This window comes from Burkholderia sp. Bp8998 (assembly GCF_003854235.1).
Lineage (GTDB): Bacteria > Pseudomonadota > Gammaproteobacteria > Burkholderiales > Burkholderiaceae > Burkholderia.
Genome location: NZ_QTQF01000048.1, coordinates 1 through 20,088, shown reverse-complemented (window position 1 = coordinate 20,088; position 20,088 = coordinate 1). Strand labels below are relative to the sequence as shown.

The window sequence follows — 20,088 nt, the reverse complement described above, 5'->3', positions numbered from 1 at the left end:
ATCGCTTGTGATCGCTGGCGTCAGACGGGAGATTGAAATGTTCGGTCTACAAGGAATGATGGCTCGGCTCGTGGATATCGCATTGATCGTCGCCGGCTCGCTGCTTGCGTCGCACTTTCGATACCAGGCGGTTTCAGTAGGGCACGTCGACAGCGCGCTCGTCACATTCGCGATTGCGTTCACGCTGGTGCTGTTTCCGGTGTTCGGCGTGTACGAATCGTGGCGTGGCCGGTCGATGTTGAGGCTGAGCGGGAAGATCTCGCTCGCGTGGCTCGTCGTTCAGGCATGCGGCATCGTGTTGATGTTCTCGCTTCATCGCTCGGATGTGGTTTCCAGGCTGTGGTTCGTGTACTGGACGGCGATGACGGGTGGTGCGCTGATCGCATCGCGAATCGGCACGCACCTTTTTCTGCGCAGTGTTCGGTATGCAGGCATCAACTTGCGAAGTGTTGCGGTGGTCGGGCATGCACAGCACTGCCAGCAGGTAGTTCGGAACATCGAGGAGTCGCCGGCCAGCGGCTTTCGTCCGGCAGCCATATTCGATGTACGCCCGATCATCGCAAGTGCTTCGAATCGCGTGCCGGTATTCACGGAGCTCGATGAGTTCGCGCAGTTTGTTCGTGAGAACGGTGTCCGGGAAATCTGGCTTGCGCTGCCTTTGTCGGAGGAAGCGACCGTTCTGCGGTTCGTCAATGCGTTCGGCGACGATCTCGTGAATATCCGCTTTATTCCCGATGTGCGCAGCGTCGCGCTGTTCGACGGCGCGATGATCGACCTCATCGGTGCGCCAGCGATCAATCTCGTTGCGTCGCCTATGCCGCGCCATGCGATGTGGCAGAAGGAAGTGTTCGATCGCCTGTTCGCGGCAGTTGCGCTGGTGGCGCTGTTGCCGCTGATGGTGGTGATCGCCATCGCGGTGAAGTTGTCGTCGCGCGGGCCCGTGTTCTTCAAGCAATACCGCAAGGGTGCCGACGGACGCAAGTTCCAGATTCTCAAGTTCCGCACGATGCGCGTGCACGCCGAGCAGGCAGGCGTGGTTACGCAGGCGACGAAGAGCGACTCGCGCATCACACGGGTCGGACGTTTTCTCAGGCGGACCAGCCTCGACGAGTTGCCGCAGTTTCTTAACGTGCTGCGCGGCGAGATGTCGGTGGTCGGGCCGCGGCCTCATGCGATCGAGCACGATCGGCTTTATCAGAAAGTCGTCGATGGGTATATCCATCGTTATCGGATCAAGCCGGGTATTACTGGATGGGCCCAGGTGAACGGGTACCGCGGCGAAACCGATCGGCTCGAGAAGATGCAGAAGCGGGTCGAGTACGACCTCTATTACCTGCGGAACTGGTCGTTTGCGCTGGATATGCGGATCGTGCTGGCGACGGTGGCGAAGGGGTTGGTTAATGCGAACGCTTATTGAGCGGGTTTCGACGTCGTGATTTGTTGCATCTCTAAACATAAACCGGGGAAGACGAGATGAGGTGTATTTGGGATCGGCGCGATAGCAGGGCGGCCGCGTTCGGCCGTCATGGCGCGCGAATCGTGATCGGTGCAACGATGAGCGCTGTGCTTTCGGCGTGCGCCGTTGCACCGGGTATGCGCATGTCGTCGCAAGCAACATTGCCAGTGACTGGCGGCGACGAAAGCGCCTCCCAACAGGAACTTCATATTCCGATTACTGATATCAACATGGCGTTGATTCAGGAGATGCGCGAGGAGGGGCGGCGGACTGGCGAAACGCAGCTTAACGATCTGATAGGAAAACCGGAACCGTACACGCTCGGCGTGGGTGACGTGTTGCAGATCACTGTCTGGGATCACCCTGAACTTGCCGCTGCGCAGGGTGGGCAAACGTCGACGAACTCGCGGCCGTACGACCCGGTTCAGGGCTTTGTCATCGACGACAACGGCAACGTGCAGGTGCCGTATGCCGGCAACGTTCATGTGGTTGGCATGCGCATCGAACAAGCGCAACGTACTGTCCTGGCCGCACTGCAGCGGGTTTTTGTGAAGCCGCAGGTCACGGTGCGCGTCTCCTCGTTCCGTGCGAAGCAGATTTATGTCGACGGAGAAGTCCATACACCAGGCGTTGTGCCGGTCAATGATGTCCCGATGACGTTGAACGAGGCGATCAACCGAGCGGGTGGGTTCAGCCCCACGGCGGATCAGAGCCGGGTGGTTGTCGTGCGAAATGGTACGTCGTACCGGATCGATCTCACGCGGATGCTGGACCACAACGTGAATCCATCGAGAATTTTGCTGAGAAGCGGGGATCTGCTACGTATCGTTTCGCGCGAAGACAACGGTGTTTTCGTGATGGGCGAGGTCAACAAGCCAATTACGGCATTGCCGTTGAAGAACGGGCGACTCACGCTGAGCGATGCACTCTCGCAGGCTGGCAGTGTGAATAGCGCCAGTGCGGATGCAGCTCAGATGTACGTGATTCGCGGAGCATCGGAAGCAAAGCCTCAGGTTTTTCATCTCAATGCTCGTTCACCCGTCTCGATGGTACTAGCGAACCAGTTCGAGCTGCAGCCGAAGGATGTCGTGTATGTCGATGGCAACGCACTGGTGCGTGTCAGCCGTGTATTGAGCCTGCTGCTGCCCGCAATCAATGCAGGTCTGACTGGCGCGGTGTTGGCGAAATGATCAATAGCATCCTCGTCGTGTGCGAAGGGAACATCTGTCGAAGCCCGATGGCGCAGGCGCTGTTGGCTCGGGCATTGCCGTCGGCGCGAGTTAGATCAGCCGGATGTTCGGCGCTTGCAGGACGGCGCGCAGATCCACTGGCCGTTGAGCTGATGGCTGAACGCGGTATTGACCTCGGCGAACACATTGCCGTCGATCTTAATCTACAACACATGCGTTCGGCGGATCTAATTCTCACGATGACCCAGAGCCAGCGAAGAAGAATCGAAGCCGGCTATCCGTTTTCGAAGGGTCGAGTGTTTCGTATAGGTGAGTTTGAAAAGATCGATGTTATCGATCCGTACAGGCGAGGACGATCAGCTTTCGAATTGGCTCTGACTCAAATTGACCTGAGTATGAAGCGTTGGGTTGACAAAATGAATCGGATCAAGAGTTGACTATGGAATCCGTAAATAAATCTAGAATGTTCGATATGCAGGAAAGTGACGACGTTCACTTGTCCGACTATGTCGCTGTCGTCGCCGAGAACTGGAAACTCATTGCTGTGATCGCTGCGTTCGTGCTTTTACTTGGCACGGTCTACGCATTCGTCACGAAGCCGGCATATCGCGCGGATGTGATGATTCAGGTCGAAGATAGTGCGAACTCGGCGCAGAACGCCTTGGGCGATCTAGCCTCGATCTTCGACACGAAGCAGACCGCTGACGCAGAAATCGAACTGATTCGTTCACGCCTCGTGATCGGTCACACGGTGGACACGCTACATCTCGACATTTCGGCACAGCCACGTTACTTCCCAGTGATGGGTGCAATGCTGGCGCGCCTAGCCGGAAACAAGAAATTGGCTGCACCATGGTTCGGAATGACACGCTTCGCATGGGGTGGCGAGAAGATCGAAGTCACCCGTTTCGAGGTGCCGAAGGAACGCTATGACGCACAGTTTAAGCTGGTCGCCAGTGGCGGCAGTACCTATGAATTAATCAACCCGGAGGGCGATGTCGTCCTGAAGGGGACGGTCGGCCAGACGGCACGGGGCATGGATCGGTATGGCCAGGTGGAATTGACAGTCGCGCGCATTCTCGCCCGACCGGATACGGAATTCGTGCTCGGTCGCGCATCGACGCAAGCGACGATCAAGCGGCTACAAGAAGATCTTGTCATTGCGGAAAAAACCAAGCAATCGGGTGTGATCGGTGCGTCGCTGGATGGCACCGATAGTGCGCGGACGGCTGAGATTCTGAATACTATCGCGTCCACGTATGTGCAACAGAACATCGACCGGAAATCGGCCGAGGCAGAGCACACGCTTGCGTTCCTTGATCAACAATTGCCGCAGTTGCGCAAGAAGCTCGATCAATCCGAGGATAGATACAACGCGTTCCGCAACCAGAAGGGCACCGTCGATCTAACCGAAGAGAGTCGCCTATTGCTTCAACAAATCGTTGAGGGCAAGACCAAGCTCGCCGATTTGGAGCAGCAACGGGTCGAAATGGCGCAACGCTTCACGGGCGAGCACCCGGCCGTCGCTGCCTTGACAGCACAGATTGCGGCCCTCAACGCACAGCAGGATCGGTTAAACAAACGTGTGCTGACGTTGCCGGATACCGAGCAATCTGCATTGCGCTTGTTGCGCGATGTGCGTGTGAACACCGAGCTCTACACGAACTTGCTCGACAACGCACAGCAGTTGCGCATCATCAAGGCTGGTCAGGTCGGCAACGTTCGCGTCGTCGACTTTGCTGTAGCGGCCGACTATCCGGTAAAGCCGAATCGACCGATCGTCATCACGCTGGCTGGACTGCTAGGACTAGTCCTCGGCATGGTGACTGCGTTTGCTAAACATGCATTGTTCGGCGGGGTGAAGCACAGCAACGAGATCGAGAAAGCTATCGACTTACCGGTCTATGCAACGATTCCGCGCAGCCAAGCGCAAATCAATCTCCAGCAAGCAATGGATCGCGGCTTGCCCGGTCCTCATATATTGGCGTCGCACGAAACGGAAGACTTGGCTATCGAAGGCATTCGGAGTCTGCGAACAGCACTGCAGTTCGCATTGTTAGATGCTTCCAATAACGTGATCGTCATCACCGGCCCGCGTCCCGAAGTCGGAAAATCATTTGTTTCGGTGAACTTGGCGGCCGTGCTCGCGAGCGGCGGAACACGAGTATTACTGATCGATGCGGATATGCGGCGCGGTAACGTCCACTCGTATCTCGGGGTATCCAAGCAGCCCGGGCTATCAGACGTAATTACGGGATTTAATCTTGAAGATGCAATCCAGCGTGATGTCGTCACAGGTGTGGACCTACTCCCGAAGGGATCATTGCCGCCAAATCCGGCAGAACTGTTGCTGAATGGTCGGTTCAAGGCACTGCTCGACGAAGTATCCCAGCGCTACGATCTGGTCATTGTCGATACCCCGCCAGTGCTCGCGGTGACCGACTCGACCGTGATCGGCCGCCACGCCGGTGCCACGCTGCTTGTGGTAAGGCACGGCCAGCACCCCCGCGCGGAACTCATCGAATGCGCAAACCGTTTGCGCGGTGGTGGCGTGACGCTGAAGGGAGCATTGTTGACCGACGTGCCGCGACATCGATTCGGTTATGGAAGTTACTACTCCGGTTATTACGGATACGAAAGCGTTTCAGAGTGAATGAACGACATTACAGACTGAGTATGAGACATCGACACATGCGGCACGGCCAATTTGGAGTATCCAATCATGAATCGTAAAGTTGCATTGATTACCGGTGTGACGGGGCAGGACGGATCTTACCTCGCGGAGCTGTTGCTGAACAAAGGCTACGTAGTGCATGGCATTAAACGCCGCGCCTCATTGTTCAATACCGACCGGATCGACCATCTCTATCAAGACCCGCATGTGTCCGACCGGCGTTTCGTGCTGCACCATGGTGACCTGACCGATTCGACAAGTCTCGTGCGTATTATCCAGCGCGTACAGCCTGACGAGATTTATAACCTCGCCGCCCAGAGCCATGTGGCCGTTTCGTTCGAGGAGCCGGAATATACGGCGAATGCGGACGGTATCGGGGCACTGCGAATCCTTGAAGCGATTCGGATTCTCGGACTCGAGAAGAAGACGCGTTTTTACCAGGCCTCCACGTCGGAGCTTTACGGCCTCGTGCAGGAGATTCCTCAGAAGGAGACGACACCGTTCTACCCGCGTAGTCCGTATGCGGTAGCAAAGCTTTATGCGTACTGGATCACCGTGAACTATCGCGAAGCATACGGGATATATGCATGTAACGGTATTCTGTTTAATCACGAATCACCGGTTCGCGGCGAGACATTCGTCACGCGAAAGATCACGCGCGCGATTGCACGAATTGCCACGGGCCTACAGGAATGTCTCTATCTCGGCAACCTTTCGGCGCTGCGCGATTGGGGGCATGCACGCGACTACGTGGAAATGCAGTGGCTGATGCTGCAACAGGAAGTGGCCGAAGACTTCGTAATTGCAACTGGCATACAGTACAGCGTTCGTGATTTTGTGCAGCGTGCTGCGGTCGAATTGGGTATTACTGTGCGGTTTGAAGGTTCTGGAGTCGATGAGATTGGTATTGTTGAAAAAGTCGAAGGTGCGGAAGCGAAGGTGAAACCCGGGGCCGTAATTGTACGGGTCGATCCGCGTTATTTTCGCCCGACCGAAGTTGAGACGTTGCTCGGAGATCCTACGAGGGCACACGAGAAGCTACGCTGGAAGCCGGCAACCTCATTTGAATCACTAGTCAGTGAAATGGTGCGATCGGACTATCAGGCGGCCAAACGTGATGCCTTAGTGACACTCGCCGGCTTCAAGACGTTCGAATACAACGAGTGAATGCCTCAAGCTACAGTAGACAATTAGGAGCGCGAAAATGAAGATCTTTGTTGCGGGGCACATGGGCATGGCTGGATCAGCAATAGTCCGAGCGCTGAAAAATGTGGCGACTGTCGAGCTAGTTACTCGCCGGCGCGGCGAACTGGACTTGACTCGCCAGGCGGCCGTCGAGGATTTCTTCCGCGATAATACGATTGATCTTGTCATTCTTGCGGCGGCCAGGGTCGGCGGTATTCTGGCGAATGACACATACCCTGCTGACTTCCTGTATGAAAACCTGATGATCGAGGCCAACGTAATATCTGCCGCACATTCAGCAGGTGTACAGCGACTCATTTTTCTCGGCTCGTCGTGTATATATCCACGAGCATGTCCTCAGCCGATCGTGGAGGACTACCTCCTAACGGGAGAACTGGAAAAAACTAACGATGCATACGCGATCGCGAAAATTGCGGGGGTCAAGCTCTGCGAATCCTATAACAGGCAGTTCGGGCGAAGCTACGTTTCGTTGATGCCTACGAATCTTTATGGCCCGAACGATAACTATGATTTAAAAACCAGCCATGTTCTTCCCGCACTACTGAGAAAGGCACATGAGGCTAAAATTAGGTCCTCACCGGCCTTCCGTGTATGGGGAACTGGAAAAGTCCGCCGCGAATTTTTGCACGTTGATGATCTTGCTCGTGCGGTGAACTTCGTTATCGAGAAGAATGTCCTGTCTGGTATCTATAACGTCGGATGCGGTGAAGATATAACAATTCGTGAATTGGCCGATTTGGTATCTGAGGCAGTAGGATTCGAAGGAGCGATCGAATTCGATACGGACAAACCAGACGGGACTCAGCAGAAGCTTCTTGATATCAGAAAAATTAGAGAGTTGGGGTGGGAGCCAAAGATCGGCCTCACGCAAGGTCTCGAAATGACGTACCAGGATTTCCTTATGTCCGGTGCAGGGTAGCCCTCATTGAGCGTTAATCCGGGTTATTGGTCGGAAGATTCGCTCGTCTGATCATGCGTGAAACTGATAATATCGTCGACGAGAAATGGAAGGCACAATAACTCGATCCGGGATACTCCGCTATTTTTTCAATACCTCGTGGCTCCTTGTCGAACAGCTTCTGCGTCTCGGCTCGGGGATCTTCGTCGGAGCCTATGTTGCAAGATATCTGGGACCTGGTCAATTCGGCTTCTTGAGTTACGTATTGGCCATCGTGTCGGTCCTCTCCGTATTTGCAAAATTGGGCATTGACAACATAGCGGTGAGAAATCTAGTGAGCCATCGCGCCGAGGAGTCGGCGTATCTCGGCTCGATGTTCTGGATGAAGTGCTTGGCGGGCATATTTTGCCTGTCTGTTGTTCTGCTAGTACTTCCTTTTTGCTCGGAGCAGTGTCATGTCACATCTTCGGTAGCCATCCTGTCGGTGGGCCTGATTTTTCAGGCATTCGAAGTGATGGACTTTTATTTTCAGTCGATTGTGCAGGCCAGGTATGTCGTAGTTTGCAAAGTAGTTCAAATAATTATTTCATCCGGCATAAAAATAACTCTGATTTTGATTGGCGCAAAACTGGACTGGTTTGTTTATGTAACCTTGGTCGACCAGGTCACACTCGGCATTGCATATTGGATTATGGCAAGGCATGTCGGAAAGACCAGATTGTTCGGTTCTGGATCGGTGCGCATGGCACTATCAATGTTGAGGCAATCCTGGCCACTGGCTATATCTGGATTGGGTATTGTTGCATACATGCGGCTAGATCAGATTATGCTTCAATCGATGCTCGGCGACGCCGCCGTCGGTCAGTATTCGGCTGCCCTAAGGCTTTCGGAGGCCACGTATGTCATTCCGACGATCATCTGTTCATCGTTGTATCCAGCATTAATAAAATCAAAATCAGAAAATCCCGCTGTCTATAAAATCAGAACGGCATTGCTTTTCGAGGTCTTGGTTCTAATTGCATACGGGCTTGCAATTCCTTCGATTTTCTTTTCCGGGTTCGTTCTGCATCTCCTGTTTGGTTCAAGTTATTCGTCAAGTGGGCGTATTCTCTCAGTGCACATCTGGACGAGTGTCTTCGTTTTTCTCGGTGTCGCGGGTGGGCGATGGATGGTAGCAGCCGGAATATATAGGTTGACAATGTACAGAGTGTTCACAGGCGTGGCATGTAACGCGCTGCTCAATTTAATGCTAATACCGCGCCTTGGAATTCTTGGTGCTGCCATAGCGTCGTTGATTTCGCAGGCTCTTACGTCTGTAGCGATGAACGCAATCCACCAGAGCACCAGAGAGTGCTTTTATTTGCAGCTAAGGGCGATTTTTATGCCGGGCTACGAACTGGTAAGAACATTTCGCAATGCGGGTCGCGGTGGATCAAGCAGCTTAATGAACAGGTAATTAAAATGACAATTGATCATCGATGGAACGAACTTGGCTCGACTCTGAAGAAACTCTGCGCTACCGGGAATATAAGGTATACGCCGAATGTGGGGAATGCGGGCGACGGATTGATTGCTAGTGCCGCATTGAAATTGTTTGGAGATCTCGGGATTCGTAGAAATCTTGAAATCGGCGGAAATGTCCAGAAAGGTGACGTTTTCATTTATGGAGGCGGTGGAGGATTGCTGCCTTTATATACCCCCGCCCGGGTGGCAGTTGAGAAAGCGCTAAGGGTAGGTGTTTCGGCATTTGTTTTACTACCCCATACGGTTCGCGGCCATGAAGATTTGTTTGCACGAATGGACGACCGGTTTCACATTTTTTGCCGAGAAAAGATTAGTTTTTCCTATCTTCAAGAAATTAGATGCAAAGCAAATGTCTATTTGTCACATGATCTCGCGCTCTCGTTGGTTCCAAATACAAATCCGTACGACATTGACGGGATATGGTCTGCATTGAGTATGGGAAGCCGACCACGCAAACTGTATGCATATCTTAAATGGTGCCGCCGTATAGAGCGTATCAGGCCTGAATCAGATGGAATTTTACGGCTGATGAGAACGGACGTTGAATCTCAATTTGAACAGCACGAACGTATGTCTATCGATCTCTCTGCAATGCACAGTTCGACGTATGAGATTCCGGCCGAGGCCGATTTGGTGACAAAAGGTTTCTTCCGTGTACTGTCACGCGCCGATCATGTTATTAGCGATCGATTGCACGTCTGTATTGGAGCGACATTGCTAGGGAAGAAAGTAACAATGTTAGATAACTCATATGGAAAGAATAGTTCGATTTATGAGCATTCACTAAAGGATTTATTTAAAAATGTGACATTGGCCTAAAAATAAGGCTAACTTTCGAAGTGAGTGAAGCCACGATATATGGATAATTGCATGATATGGTCAATTATCGTTTGTTCTTTTAACGGTGAATTCCGCATCGCAGAAGCGCTGAAAAGTATGTTTTCTGCTATTTCTGATTATAATCCAGATCAATGCGAGATAATTCTGGTCGATAATCGATCGACTGATAGGACGGCGGCGATTGCAACTTCGATTTCGCAATCGTTTCCGCGCATATCGTTTTCAATAATAAAAGAACCAATTCCAGGGTTGATATATGCTCGGGTCGCCGGAATGCGGGCAGCTCGAGGGAAGTATGTTTCCTATCTCGACGATGATAATCATCCAGATCTAGACTATCTCGAGACTGCGGAGAGAGTTTTTTCGCTGAATACCGATGTCGGAATTTTTGGTTGCTCGACGAGACTGCCGACAAACGTAGTATTCCCGCTTGACTTGGATGTATATCAAAGATCTTACGCCGTCGGCGCACTTCCGTTCAGCACTGGGATCCTGCCTCGGGGAAATGCAGTTTGGGGCGCCGGTATGGCAATAAGAAGAGCTGCGTTGGTGGATATCTTGAAATCAGAATATCAACCGTTACTGACCGGAAGATCCGGCGGTATGCAACTTGCCGGTGACGACTCCGAGCTCGCCTATGCGATTGAGCTAAGAGGTTGGCGGGTTTGGTATGAACGTAAGGCGCTTGTGGTTCATGCCATTGATACAAAGCGGATGACTGTAGAAAATCTACGGAGAATGTACGAAGGCTTCGGCGCAAGCGCACTGTTTCTGGAGATTTACCGGTCGGCGATTCGTCAGGGTACGCCGCCCTCATTTTTTGTAATAACAAGAGCCTTGGCAAAAAATGTCGTGTCCGATGTTATATCGATCGCGAAAAGTTTGGGATATGTCGTAACTCGCCAGCGCCCGAGGTGGGAACTCGCTTTGACGCTTGCATATACGAGAGCCAAATGGACGGCATACGGATCCAGTCCGGAAAGGAGGCGGCAGCAGTTGAGGAATATTTATTATTTGCTGAGAAGTTGAGCGGGATATAAATTAGAGCGTAGGAGGTGTTGGCTGAGGATTTTTGATTTCTAAATATATCATGGAAAAGCTAATTCTTATACTCATATGCTTCATTCCTTTTTATACGATAGGTTATTTTCTTAATGGTACATATATAAATGTAACTTATTTGCTTCTGCTCGGTGTCGCGTTTTTGGGGGGGCTGAAATTTCTTCTAAAGCGAGGTTTCTTTTCGGCATTTCCATTGAAATCGTACGCTTTTTTAGTAACGTTTTTCATCTCGGTTGCTTTCGGTTTGGTGCTGAACCCATTTGGACCTCAGTCGATGGTAAAGGGGGTAATTCAGTTCTTCGGTATTTTGACTGCGCTAACCGTTAGCGCCGTTATTTCATCGGAGATTGCAAATCACCCGCGTTTGCTATTTCGGGTGCTTACAGTGGCGCGCCATACTTTTGTCATTTTCTCAGTGGTCGCGCTTCTTCAATTTATTCTTTGGAACCTAACCCGATCCAATGAATTCCTTTCGTTTGATTTGCTTAATGTGATGGAAGGGGGGCAGATTTGGCGTGGAGGTGGAATGATTGGACCATTATACCGCGCAAACTCATGGGCATCCGAACCGGCACACTTCAGCAGATATTTGGGCTTTATGCTGAGTTTCGCATTGGTTCGAATGGGGTTGCTTGGGCGGCGCTATAAGCTTGCTTTGGTCAGGGTGTTTCCACTTTGGGCTGCGCTTGTCATATTCACCGCATACTTTACCGCAATATCTGTTCTAGGGTTGGTTCAATTCGCTATTACAGTCGTGCTGCTGATCGTAGTGGTGCGCGGGGTGCGGATTAGAACAGCCATAAGCGGAACTATTGTATTGATTACTTCCGTTTTTGCGTTGGTGACCACTGCGGTGATCGCGGGGCCCGCGTTTAAGGACAAACTTGCAACCGTAGCGTTGGTGTGGAATTCTGACGAGAATGTGGGGAACAAGGTTGAAACGGAGCAAATTAGCGCATTGGCGGTGAATTCGAATCTGGTAGTGGCTATGGCGAACGTCAAGCAGGACCCGGTGCTCGGAGGAGGCATGGGTTCTCACGCGTTCGCCTATGAGAAGTTTGCTCCTGGCTACGTGTTTTCTACGCCGATTTTGTATCGACTAAATGCTGATGACGCGGCTGGATTAGCCGCTCGGTTGATCTCTGAAACGGGCATTGTCGGTTTAGTTGGTTTTATAGGATTTTTTATCACCGTTGCATGGTCTGCAAGAAGGGCTGCTTTCATACGTTTAAAGCTCGAAAAAGCAGAGACTCTGTTCTTGTGCCGATTGTGCTTTGTTGTTTCGTTTCTCAGTGTATTTGCAATGTATCTATTTCGGGCAGGTCAATATTTCGACCCGCTATTATATTCATTGTTGGGTGTCGTTGCCTCTATTAGAAGGCCTAGAATAATATAAATGTATAAATATTAATTTATTGAGTTTCGTAGTTGGGTTATGAGGAGTTAAAGAATGGGAAATAACATAATCGTGACGGTGGTGATCGCGACATTCAATTGCGAAAGCACCATAAGGAACGCAATCGAGAGTGTTGTTACTCAATCGGCAAATGAAATAGAATTGGTAATTGTGGATGGAAATTCAACCGATCAAACTATAAGTATCATAGAAGAATACAGTGACCACATCTCAGCATTTGTATCTGAGAATGACAACGGAATATATGATGCGTGGAATAAGGGCGTGCGGCTAGGTTCCGGAAGCTGGTTCAGCTTTATCGGCGCGGACGATGTGCTGTATCCTGATGCGATGCAGAATTATATTGATTATGTCAACTCGAGCTGCCCGAAAGATGCATTGGTAGTGTCGTCAAGAGTTAATTTGGTAACCGCGTCTGGTAACAGTAGGACTATTGGAGAGGCCTGGAATTGGGCGAAATTCAGAAGAATTATGAATATCGCGCATGTTGGGGCGCTTCATAAGCGTCAGTTGTTCGACCATTACGGATTGTTTGATAGTTCCTATCGAATATGTGGCGATTATGAGTTATTGCTGAGGCCTCGCGGTGATCTAAACGCATCCTACATGCCGGAAATAACTGCGATTGTGTCGGATGGAGGAACTAGTAGAGCCGCTGGAGGTCGCATTTTCGACGAAACATTCAAGGCCAAGGTTACGGCCGGTGGGAGAAGTTCTGTGAATGCGTATTTTGAAAAAAAAATCGCGCATGCTAAATGGGCTTTGAAGAACATAGTGCGTGGAAGTAACCGGAAATGATCCCGGAGTCTTCGGTAGATTTTTATAATATTTTCTGAAACTTTACCAACCTTTGCTGAACTTGAGATGAGTGATTCAACTATTCTTGTTAATATGATCAGCTTGTTCCAAGGCGGTCCGAAGACGGTCGGTTTTGGCGTGATAGCTGGTCTCGATGTTAATTCCATACCAAAACGCCACTTCATATTTATCTTGCCAAGGGGGGTGGGGTTTGAGGGGTTTATTCGCGACAAGCATTCGACGGAAAATATAGAATATATATTTGTTGGATATCCTACGAAGCGCTTTCGATTTATTGTTAAGTTATTCATTGATCACGTATACACTCCATACGTATTTTATCGAAAAAAATCCAGCCTGCTTTTCATGACAGCAAATTTTGCCAGTTTCCTAGTTCCGGGAAGAAGGCAGATTGTGCTTCAACATAATCCTTTCTACCTTGAGGAGAGATCGGAATTTATGGAGATTAGTTGGAGGAGTGCATTAAGGCTAAAACTCGAGAAAGCGCTATTTCGTGCTACGACGCTGAAAGGCGCTAGATATATTGTTCAGCTCGACTGTATCAAGAAAAGGCTTGCTTCGAGGTTTCGAGTTAAAAATACTAATATCAAAGTTGTGACCATGGTGCCGCTACCGTCATCAATTGAGACAGATGAAGTCGAGCAGACCAAGTCTCATATACTGTCGTACATTGAGGCAGAGGGCGGGACATTGAATCTTTTTTTCCCCGCTAGGCTACACCCAAACAAGAATCATGAGATTTTGCTACCGCTTGCTGAGCATTTTAAAAAACAGGGCCTCGAGATAAGATTCTTCGTTACTTTGGAGCAGGATTGCTCTTTTTTAAAAAAAGTAAAAGAACGTGGTCTTGATGGGGGAATCAAAAATCTCGGCTACGTCAATCACACAGTTGTTGGTGAGGTTTACTCACTCTTTGATGGCATGTTTTTTCCAACATACTCGGAAAGTTATGGCCTTCCTTATGTCGAGGCGATGAAGGCAGGAGTTCCAATTATAACTGCAGATTACGACTTCTCGAGAGAGGTGTGTGGTGATGCTGCTATTTATTTCAAGCAGAACGATTTGAATTCTGCAATCGGTTGTATCGAAAGATTGTGTGATCCTTCGGTAAGGGAGTTGCTGATCTCAGAAGCCGTTAGCCGTGGAGAAAAATTTTCTCATGATTGGGTGAAAGTGGTTCAATCTATTTTTGAAAAAGGCGATCAATGAGAATAATGTTAAATGCCCTCATTCTTGGGGAAAGGCCAACGGGCTATACTACGGTTATTCGGGAATATTTGACTGCGTTTAGTAAACGGTATCGTACGGAGCGGACCAATATAATTATTTATGTTTTGATTCAAAAATGTGCAGTTAGAAATATTGATCCGATGGGGAGTCTGGCTGCAGAGGGGATGGTAAAATTTATCACGATCTGTAATCTTAAGACTAGCGTGCGGGTTGTATTTGAGCAGTTTGCTGTAAACTATCACGCTTTGCGCTTGAAATGTGATTGCATCCATAGTCCCGCGACGCTCGGAATTGTGTTCCCGGTGCGACCGCAGTTATTGTTTTTCCACGCGTCAACGACGTTCATGCTCCCGAGGAAAATGCATGGCCGCGGTTGGCTTGCGACGAAAATGTCGAACTGGATAATTAAATGTTCAGCGAATTCTGCACGCGAGGTTGCCGTAACAACTTACACCACTGGCCGAGAGCTGCAAGAATTCCTGGGACGGGCGATTCCTTTTACCACGATCGGCAATGGGGTTCAAAATCTTAGGTTGAGTAACGGCGATGTTGGTGTTAGAGATGAGATCAAGCAGATTCCCAAGGTAAAGTTCCTACTGTACGTATCGAGTTTCTATCGTCTGAAAAATCAACGAATCTTGATTGAGGCAGCGGCCGAATTACCTGGGTATCGAGTGGTATTGGCAGGTGGGCCTGCGCAACCCGATTATTATTCGGAATGTGAGAAACTGGTGAGGGATGCGGGAGGGGATGTAAAGATAGTGTCGTCTGTAAATAATGAAGAGTTAGCTTATCTTTATAGAAACTGCGATATATACGTCTGTCCGTCGCAGTTCGAGGGATTTGCATTGACTCCGCTGGAAGCTCTTCAGTTCAATAAACCGATATTGCTAGCGGAAACCGACGTTCTGCGGGAAGTTTACGGGCAAGGATTCAGGTATTTTGATCAAAATTCAGTGGAATCACTGGTTTCGTGTGTGAATTCGGTGAGTGAACAATATAGAAAATTTTGCGAGAATAATGGAATATTGAAGCAATACGACTGGGGCGAATTTGCAAAAAAGAATTTCGATTTGTATAGGAAAATTTTGTCTTGAAGATCGCATTATATAGCGAAAATTTCGTTTCATATTAGATACTTGATTGAGTTGAATGTTTGATTTCCAATAGAGTGGCGTGGAAGTATCAACTTTCACCATGGGTTCCGATATATTGATCTTGTGGTCTTCTGATCAATTTGATTTTTCGGAGTTCCGATTGTGGTGTTCGTTCCAAGCGCTCGGGTGGTGTGGCCGAATTGATTATTCGGTGAGGCTGACAACATGGGCATCTCAATGTTGGTGAGTTGCTTCTCTAGTGGGGTTGGCGGATATGTCGGAGAAAGAGAGGATGGTCGCATCTGAGAGTCCTCTTCTCCTGCGACGGGTTTATCGTATAAGTCGCCGGGTAGTGATGAAGATCCGAGCAGTCTTAGCTCGTTGGCATCGCCTGGAACGGTGTTGGGATATCGTTTTGATCGAGAATTTGCCGACCGATTGGTGTTTCGACGCACATTTCTAGCTTGGGAGAGATTTCTTGAACTTCGCATTTCACTGAACGAGGATGTCGATCGCTCACGATCGGCACTTGCAGTCACCGGAAGTGCGGTGAATATAGTTAGCAATGCGATCATCACATGTTTTTTCATGGTCAAGTCTGCCTGTGCGTTCAAATTGATCAGGTAGTGTAGTTTACTACATAAAAGATCCGGGGCATATAGGATTGCTTGGAGAGGTAGAATTTTTACAACGAATATTGGTTAAATTTCGAGTTGATGAATTGCTATGAGTAAATATATCGTCACGTTAAAAAGAATATTCCCAATATCGAATTATTATTTGCTGTCAAGGAGATCGTTCTCTTTCAGGGTGCTGATTGTTTTTATCGTGGCGTTGTTCGGCGGAGGGAGGGTTCTGAGGTCGGAGGGAAATGATAAGGTTGCAGTTTTTCACGACGCACCCGATCGTGTAAGGAAAATAGAGATTGACGTGTCTTCTCCCTATTCGCAATCTGGTGGAAACGATATCGAAATTATTCAAAGCTATCTATCCGGCGCTTCGTGGGAAGCGCCTATCCCGAGTTACACATGGGATAAACTAAAAGCGATTGGGGTGAAAAGTGTGCGACTCATTAATGTTGAAAATCCCAATGCGATCTCGATCGATGCCAGTGGAAGCGTGTCTGGAATTAATTTCGAATCGTTGGGTTTGAGTTTGGCGGATTGCAGAAGGTATGATTTGAATCCGCATATTGTTGTTGGTCAGAGGTTGCAGAAAAGTACGGCTTTTCGTACGCCCGATGGCTTGCTTTATGGAATTTCAAATGCTGACGCGTATGGGAAATATGCATACTCGTTAATTAAATTTGTCGCTGTTGATCGAGGATTTAACAGGGCCATTTTCGAAGTGTCGAATGAACCTGATACGAATGGTGCGCCGTGGTTAATGGCTGGAAAGCAGTCAGCTGGATCTGAGTTAATGTATCGAGCTTATTTTGAGCTATATGAGATTTGGGCAAGGGCGGCGGAAAAATTTAGACTCGATTTTCCGGATACTCATATTAAGATTGGTGGGCCAGCAATTACACCATATACATTAGTGAGAGATCGATTGGACTGGGCTGGGGCATTTGTCGGGGATGTCGCGTCAAAGAAAATACCACTTGATTTTTTTTCATTTCATGTTTATGGGGATCAAGACGCTTTAAGCGGGTCGCTGAAATTTGGGCCGTATCCTTCTTTCGCAGAACGAGTTTCGCATTACAGAAAGATATTAAAAAGAAACGGGCTTGAGCACGTGCCACTGGCGGTTACGGAATGGGGGCCAAGTGCCTCAACAGATGAAACTGCGCATGGAATTGTAAACGGTAATGAGATCGGGGCTGCCTGGTCAGCAAGATTTGTCCAGGATATGCTGGACAATCGCATATCAAGTGCGATGCTTTTGATTTTGAGGGATCATGAGTTTAAAGGCGGGGGGGGTGACAATTGGGGGTGGCCTGCCTTTTTGCTTGCGGATGGTGTTACTCCGAAGCCGGTCTATAACTTCGCGTTGATGCTGAAAAGAATGGCGCCTGTCCGGGTGGAAGTCGTTGGGTCAGATAATGTCGTGCCGGTGTTGGCGAGCAAAGATAATTCAAAAATTACTGCGATTTTGGCAAACGGGGATTGGAGTGATTCCCTATCAAAGGACAGGGCTAGTGTGCAAACTATGAGTATAGTACTTGAAAACATTCCTTTTAAGGCGAGGCGAATAAAAATCGAAAGATATCTGATTGATGGAAGGCATTCCAATGCGTTTTTTTCGAGGAAAAACTTTGGGCGCGTGGGTCCGGGAACTGGCGAGCTTGAGCGTATTGATGAAAGTGTTGTCCCGATCTCTGGCGGGTCGGCGGTGCTGCCCAGCGTAGCAGTATTACCGTCGGCTGTTTTTTTTTACGAAATGACGCCAATAAATTAACTCATCGATTTAAGGCGGGGGCCGTGTGGCAAAGCGCATGAGCTGGACGTTGTGGTGAACGTTGAAGCAAAGTGCAGTGTGACCTGCCTGATTTCTTCGGACTATTTCAATCTTGGAGAACGGCCTGGGTTGCGTCAATTGGACAATAACGCTGCTTGAGCTCGTGGGCCGCCAGGTACGCCAAACTTGGATGCGGCCGCACGGCGTTGTAATGACGCGGCCACTGTTCGATCTCGACCGTCGCTTCGGCGCGCGTCCGAAACCATTCCAGGCTCAGGCACTCGTCGCGGAATTCTCCATTGAAGCTCTCGTCCGCACCATTTTGCCAAGGCTTGCCGGAATCGCTGAGCACCATTTCCAGCCCGCTATCCGCTGCCCACTTCAGGATATCGCGTGACACGAACTCCGGACCATTGTCTGAACGAAGGTAGCGTGGCGCACCGTGAACGCTGACCAGCTTCGACAGAATCTCGATGACCCGCACGGAGCGGATCGATCCCGCAACATCGATGGTCAGGTACTCATGCGTGTGTTCATCGATCACCGTCAGACACTTCAGTTGCTGACTGTTCGCGCATGCGTCGAATACGAAGTCATACACCCAGACATGTCGTACTGCTATCGCCGGCTGGGGCCGCGGGCGACGGACCGACACACGTCTACGCGGACGCTTGCGAGGCACCCGCAGCCCTGCAAGACGCCAAAGCCGCCATGCGCGATCCGCGCTCATCGGACGGCCTTGTCGCTCCAGAAAGATCTGAATTCGCCGGTACCCATAACGTGGATACTGCGCCGACAGAATGCTCATCGCCGCCAGCACCGGCGCATCCGCACTGCGAGCTTCGATTCGTCATGTAGCGCCGATCGCGCCACCAACGTCAGCGCACACGCACGTCTGTCCGACAGGCCTCGTGCTTTCGCGTAAGTTGATCCGCTTTAGGAATCTTGGACCGATCTGAGAGCGAGGTTTGCGGAAAAATTCGCCCTGAGCCTGGAGGTAGTTTGTAATGAAACGGAAGCGCTTTTCGATCGAACAGCTTGTGGCGGTGCTGAAGCAATCCGAGCTAGGCGTTCCGGTGGCCGATGTAATCCGGCCGGCCGGTATTTCGGAACAGACCTTCTATCGGTGGAAGAAGCAATATGCCGGGATGCAGTCGGATCAGGTGCGCAAACTTAAGCAATTGCAGGAAGAGAACGCGTGGCCGAAGAAGCTGGCCGCCGAACTGAGCCTGGACAGGGCCATTCTGCAAGACGTTGCATCAAAAAAGTGGCCAGGGCCGCGCTGAGAAGAGACGTGATGGATTACATGGTGAGCTACTACGGATTGACGATGAGGCGGGCCTGTCGGCTCGTGAAGCAGCCGCGCAGTGTTTAGTACTACAGTAGTATCAAGGATCCACGTCCGGAGCTGCGGCCCCGTATGCGCGAGATCGCCTATGCGTGTGTGCTACGGGTATCGATGTCTTCATGTACTGCCACGCCGGGAAGGCTTGCGGTTGGGCCGGAACCAGGCGTACCGGCTGTATTGCGAAGAGCAGCTGCAGTTACGCTCGAAGTTGCCGAAGCGACGAAAGATGGTGGTGACGCGGGTGGCGAAGATCGTGCCGGCAAAACCAAACGACGCTCGGAGTATGGATTTTTCTATGGTCCACCCGCAAACCGCAAGCGCAGACTGGTGGCGATAGACGACTCGCGTTTATCTATCCGGCCTATAGCGATCCGAACGAATCCGGATCTGGCCTGCATGATGAGGTCGCACGCTTCCGTCCCAATTAGTGGCGCGGCATGATGTCTGCCGGAAGTCCAGACGGGTTTGGGGAAGCGACGGATGGTTGTTTGCGCCATGCTGATTGGCTACGCGAGCTGCGGTAAAACATTGCGTCAAGGGTAACGATCGGTCTGGTATGCCTCAGGCGTGATGGTGCAGGTTAAACTCCGCGCCGCTTCGCATGACAGCCCATGCAATGCGGACTAGTTTGTTTGCCAGAGCGCAGACCGCAATGTGCGCATGCCGGCGTTCGGCCAGTTGGATTAGCCAGTGCTGGATTGGATCGTCGGGATGCTTGTCTTTCCATACCCATAGCGCGCGGGCGCCCTGCACGAACAAGCGGCGTAGATAACTGTTTCCCCCTCTTTGTAATACCGAGCAAACGTGGCTTGCCGCCGGTCGTATGCTGTTGTGGCACCAGCCCTACCCAGTCGGCCCTGAACAATTCACTTTTCCTTGCGGATGAGTTCATGCCGCCGACAGCGCAGCGGTTGTGACGCTGAGCAA

14 protein-coding genes and 3 pseudogenes are annotated in these 20,088 nt (G+C 50.5%); 15 read left to right on the top strand and 2 right to left on the bottom strand.

The window, feature by feature from the left end; translation table 11 throughout:
- Nucleotides 1–37: 37 nt before the first annotated feature.
- From DIE06_RS32590 to DIE06_RS32525, 14 genes are all read left to right on the top strand, one after another.
- The gene (locus tag DIE06_RS32590) at nucleotides 38–1,417 is read left to right on the top strand and encodes an undecaprenyl-phosphate glucose phosphotransferase (protein ID WP_124664958.1); all 1,380 of its coding nucleotides are present in this window, start codon (nucleotides 38–40) and stop codon (nucleotides 1,415–1,417) included.
- A 137-nt stretch (nucleotides 1,418–1,554) separates the two neighbouring features.
- A complete protein-coding gene (locus DIE06_RS32585) occupies nucleotides 1,555–2,646 on the top strand; it encodes a polysaccharide biosynthesis/export family protein (protein ID WP_260433848.1) in 1,092 nt (363 codons plus the stop codon).
- Nucleotides 2,643–3,083 (top strand): low molecular weight protein-tyrosine-phosphatase, encoded by a 441-nt coding sequence (locus DIE06_RS32580; RefSeq protein WP_124664956.1) that lies wholly within the window; start codon nucleotides 2,643–2,645, stop codon nucleotides 3,081–3,083. Before DIE06_RS32585 ends, DIE06_RS32580 begins: the two co-directional genes overlap by 4 nt.
- A 2-nt stretch (nucleotides 3,084–3,085) precedes the next feature.
- On the top strand, nucleotides 3,086–5,299 hold the full coding sequence (locus tag DIE06_RS32575) for a polysaccharide biosynthesis tyrosine autokinase (protein WP_124664955.1): 2,214 nt from the start codon (nucleotides 3,086–3,088) through the stop codon (nucleotides 5,297–5,299).
- A 69-nt stretch (nucleotides 5,300–5,368) separates the two neighbouring features.
- Nucleotides 5,369–6,487: a GDP-mannose 4,6-dehydratase gene (gene gmd / locus DIE06_RS32570; RefSeq protein ID WP_124664954.1), complete on the top strand. Its 1,119-nt coding sequence runs from the start codon at nucleotides 5,369–5,371 to the stop codon at nucleotides 6,485–6,487.
- A gap of 37 nt (nucleotides 6,488–6,524) precedes the next feature.
- A complete protein-coding gene (locus DIE06_RS32565) occupies nucleotides 6,525–7,445 on the top strand; it encodes a GDP-L-fucose synthase (protein ID WP_124664953.1) in 921 nt (306 codons plus the stop codon).
- An 85-nt stretch (nucleotides 7,446–7,530) separates the two neighbouring features.
- Entirely contained in the window at nucleotides 7,531–8,880 is a 1,350-nt protein-coding gene (locus DIE06_RS32560) for a flippase (RefSeq protein WP_124664952.1), read from the top strand.
- Between the two features lie 5 nt (nucleotides 8,881–8,885).
- Nucleotides 8,886–9,767, top strand: coding sequence for a polysaccharide pyruvyl transferase family protein (locus DIE06_RS32555; protein ID WP_124664951.1), 882 nt, complete (start codon nucleotides 8,886–8,888; stop codon nucleotides 9,765–9,767).
- Between the two features lie 51 nt (nucleotides 9,768–9,818).
- Nucleotides 9,819–10,817 (top strand): glycosyltransferase family 2 protein, encoded by a 999-nt coding sequence (locus DIE06_RS32550; protein ID WP_185733531.1) that lies wholly within the window; start codon nucleotides 9,819–9,821, stop codon nucleotides 10,815–10,817.
- Nucleotides 10,818–10,878: 61 nt separating this feature from the next.
- Complete coding sequence (locus tag DIE06_RS32545; RefSeq protein WP_124664949.1) at nucleotides 10,879–12,246, top strand: hypothetical protein; 1,368 nt, start codon at nucleotides 10,879–10,881, stop codon at nucleotides 12,244–12,246.
- Between the two features lie 54 nt (nucleotides 12,247–12,300).
- Nucleotides 12,301–13,065 (top strand): glycosyltransferase family 2 protein, encoded by a 765-nt coding sequence (locus DIE06_RS32540; RefSeq protein ID WP_124664948.1) that lies wholly within the window; start codon nucleotides 12,301–12,303, stop codon nucleotides 13,063–13,065.
- A gap of 66 nt (nucleotides 13,066–13,131) precedes the next feature.
- Nucleotides 13,132–14,295 (top strand): glycosyltransferase, encoded by a 1,164-nt coding sequence (locus tag DIE06_RS32535; protein WP_124664947.1) that lies wholly within the window; start codon nucleotides 13,132–13,134, stop codon nucleotides 14,293–14,295.
- A gap of 5 nt (nucleotides 14,296–14,300) precedes the next feature.
- A complete protein-coding gene (locus DIE06_RS32530; protein WP_185733530.1) occupies nucleotides 14,301–15,413 on the top strand; it encodes a glycosyltransferase in 1,113 nt (370 codons plus the stop codon).
- A 726-nt stretch (nucleotides 15,414–16,139) separates the two neighbouring features.
- Complete coding sequence (locus DIE06_RS32525) at nucleotides 16,140–17,813, top strand: GH39 family glycosyl hydrolase (RefSeq protein ID WP_124664945.1); 1,674 nt, start codon at nucleotides 16,140–16,142, stop codon at nucleotides 17,811–17,813.
- A 106-nt stretch (nucleotides 17,814–17,919) separates the two neighbouring features.
- Here the strand turns inward: DIE06_RS32525 and DIE06_RS32520 are convergent.
- Nucleotides 17,920–18,740, bottom strand: a pseudogene (locus DIE06_RS32520) (IS3 family transposase); the annotation flags it as partial.
- Nucleotides 18,741–18,820: 80 nt separating this feature from the next.
- Between DIE06_RS32520 and DIE06_RS39260 the strand changes: the two are divergent.
- Nucleotides 18,821–19,453, top strand: a pseudogene (locus DIE06_RS39260) (transposase); the annotation flags it as partial.
- Between the two features lie 269 nt (nucleotides 19,454–19,722).
- On the opposite strand, the pseudogene DIE06_RS39650 reads toward DIE06_RS39260, so the two are convergent.
- Nucleotides 19,723–20,008, bottom strand: a pseudogene (locus DIE06_RS39650) (transposase); the annotation flags it as partial.
- Between the last annotated feature and the right edge of the window lie 80 nt (nucleotides 20,009–20,088).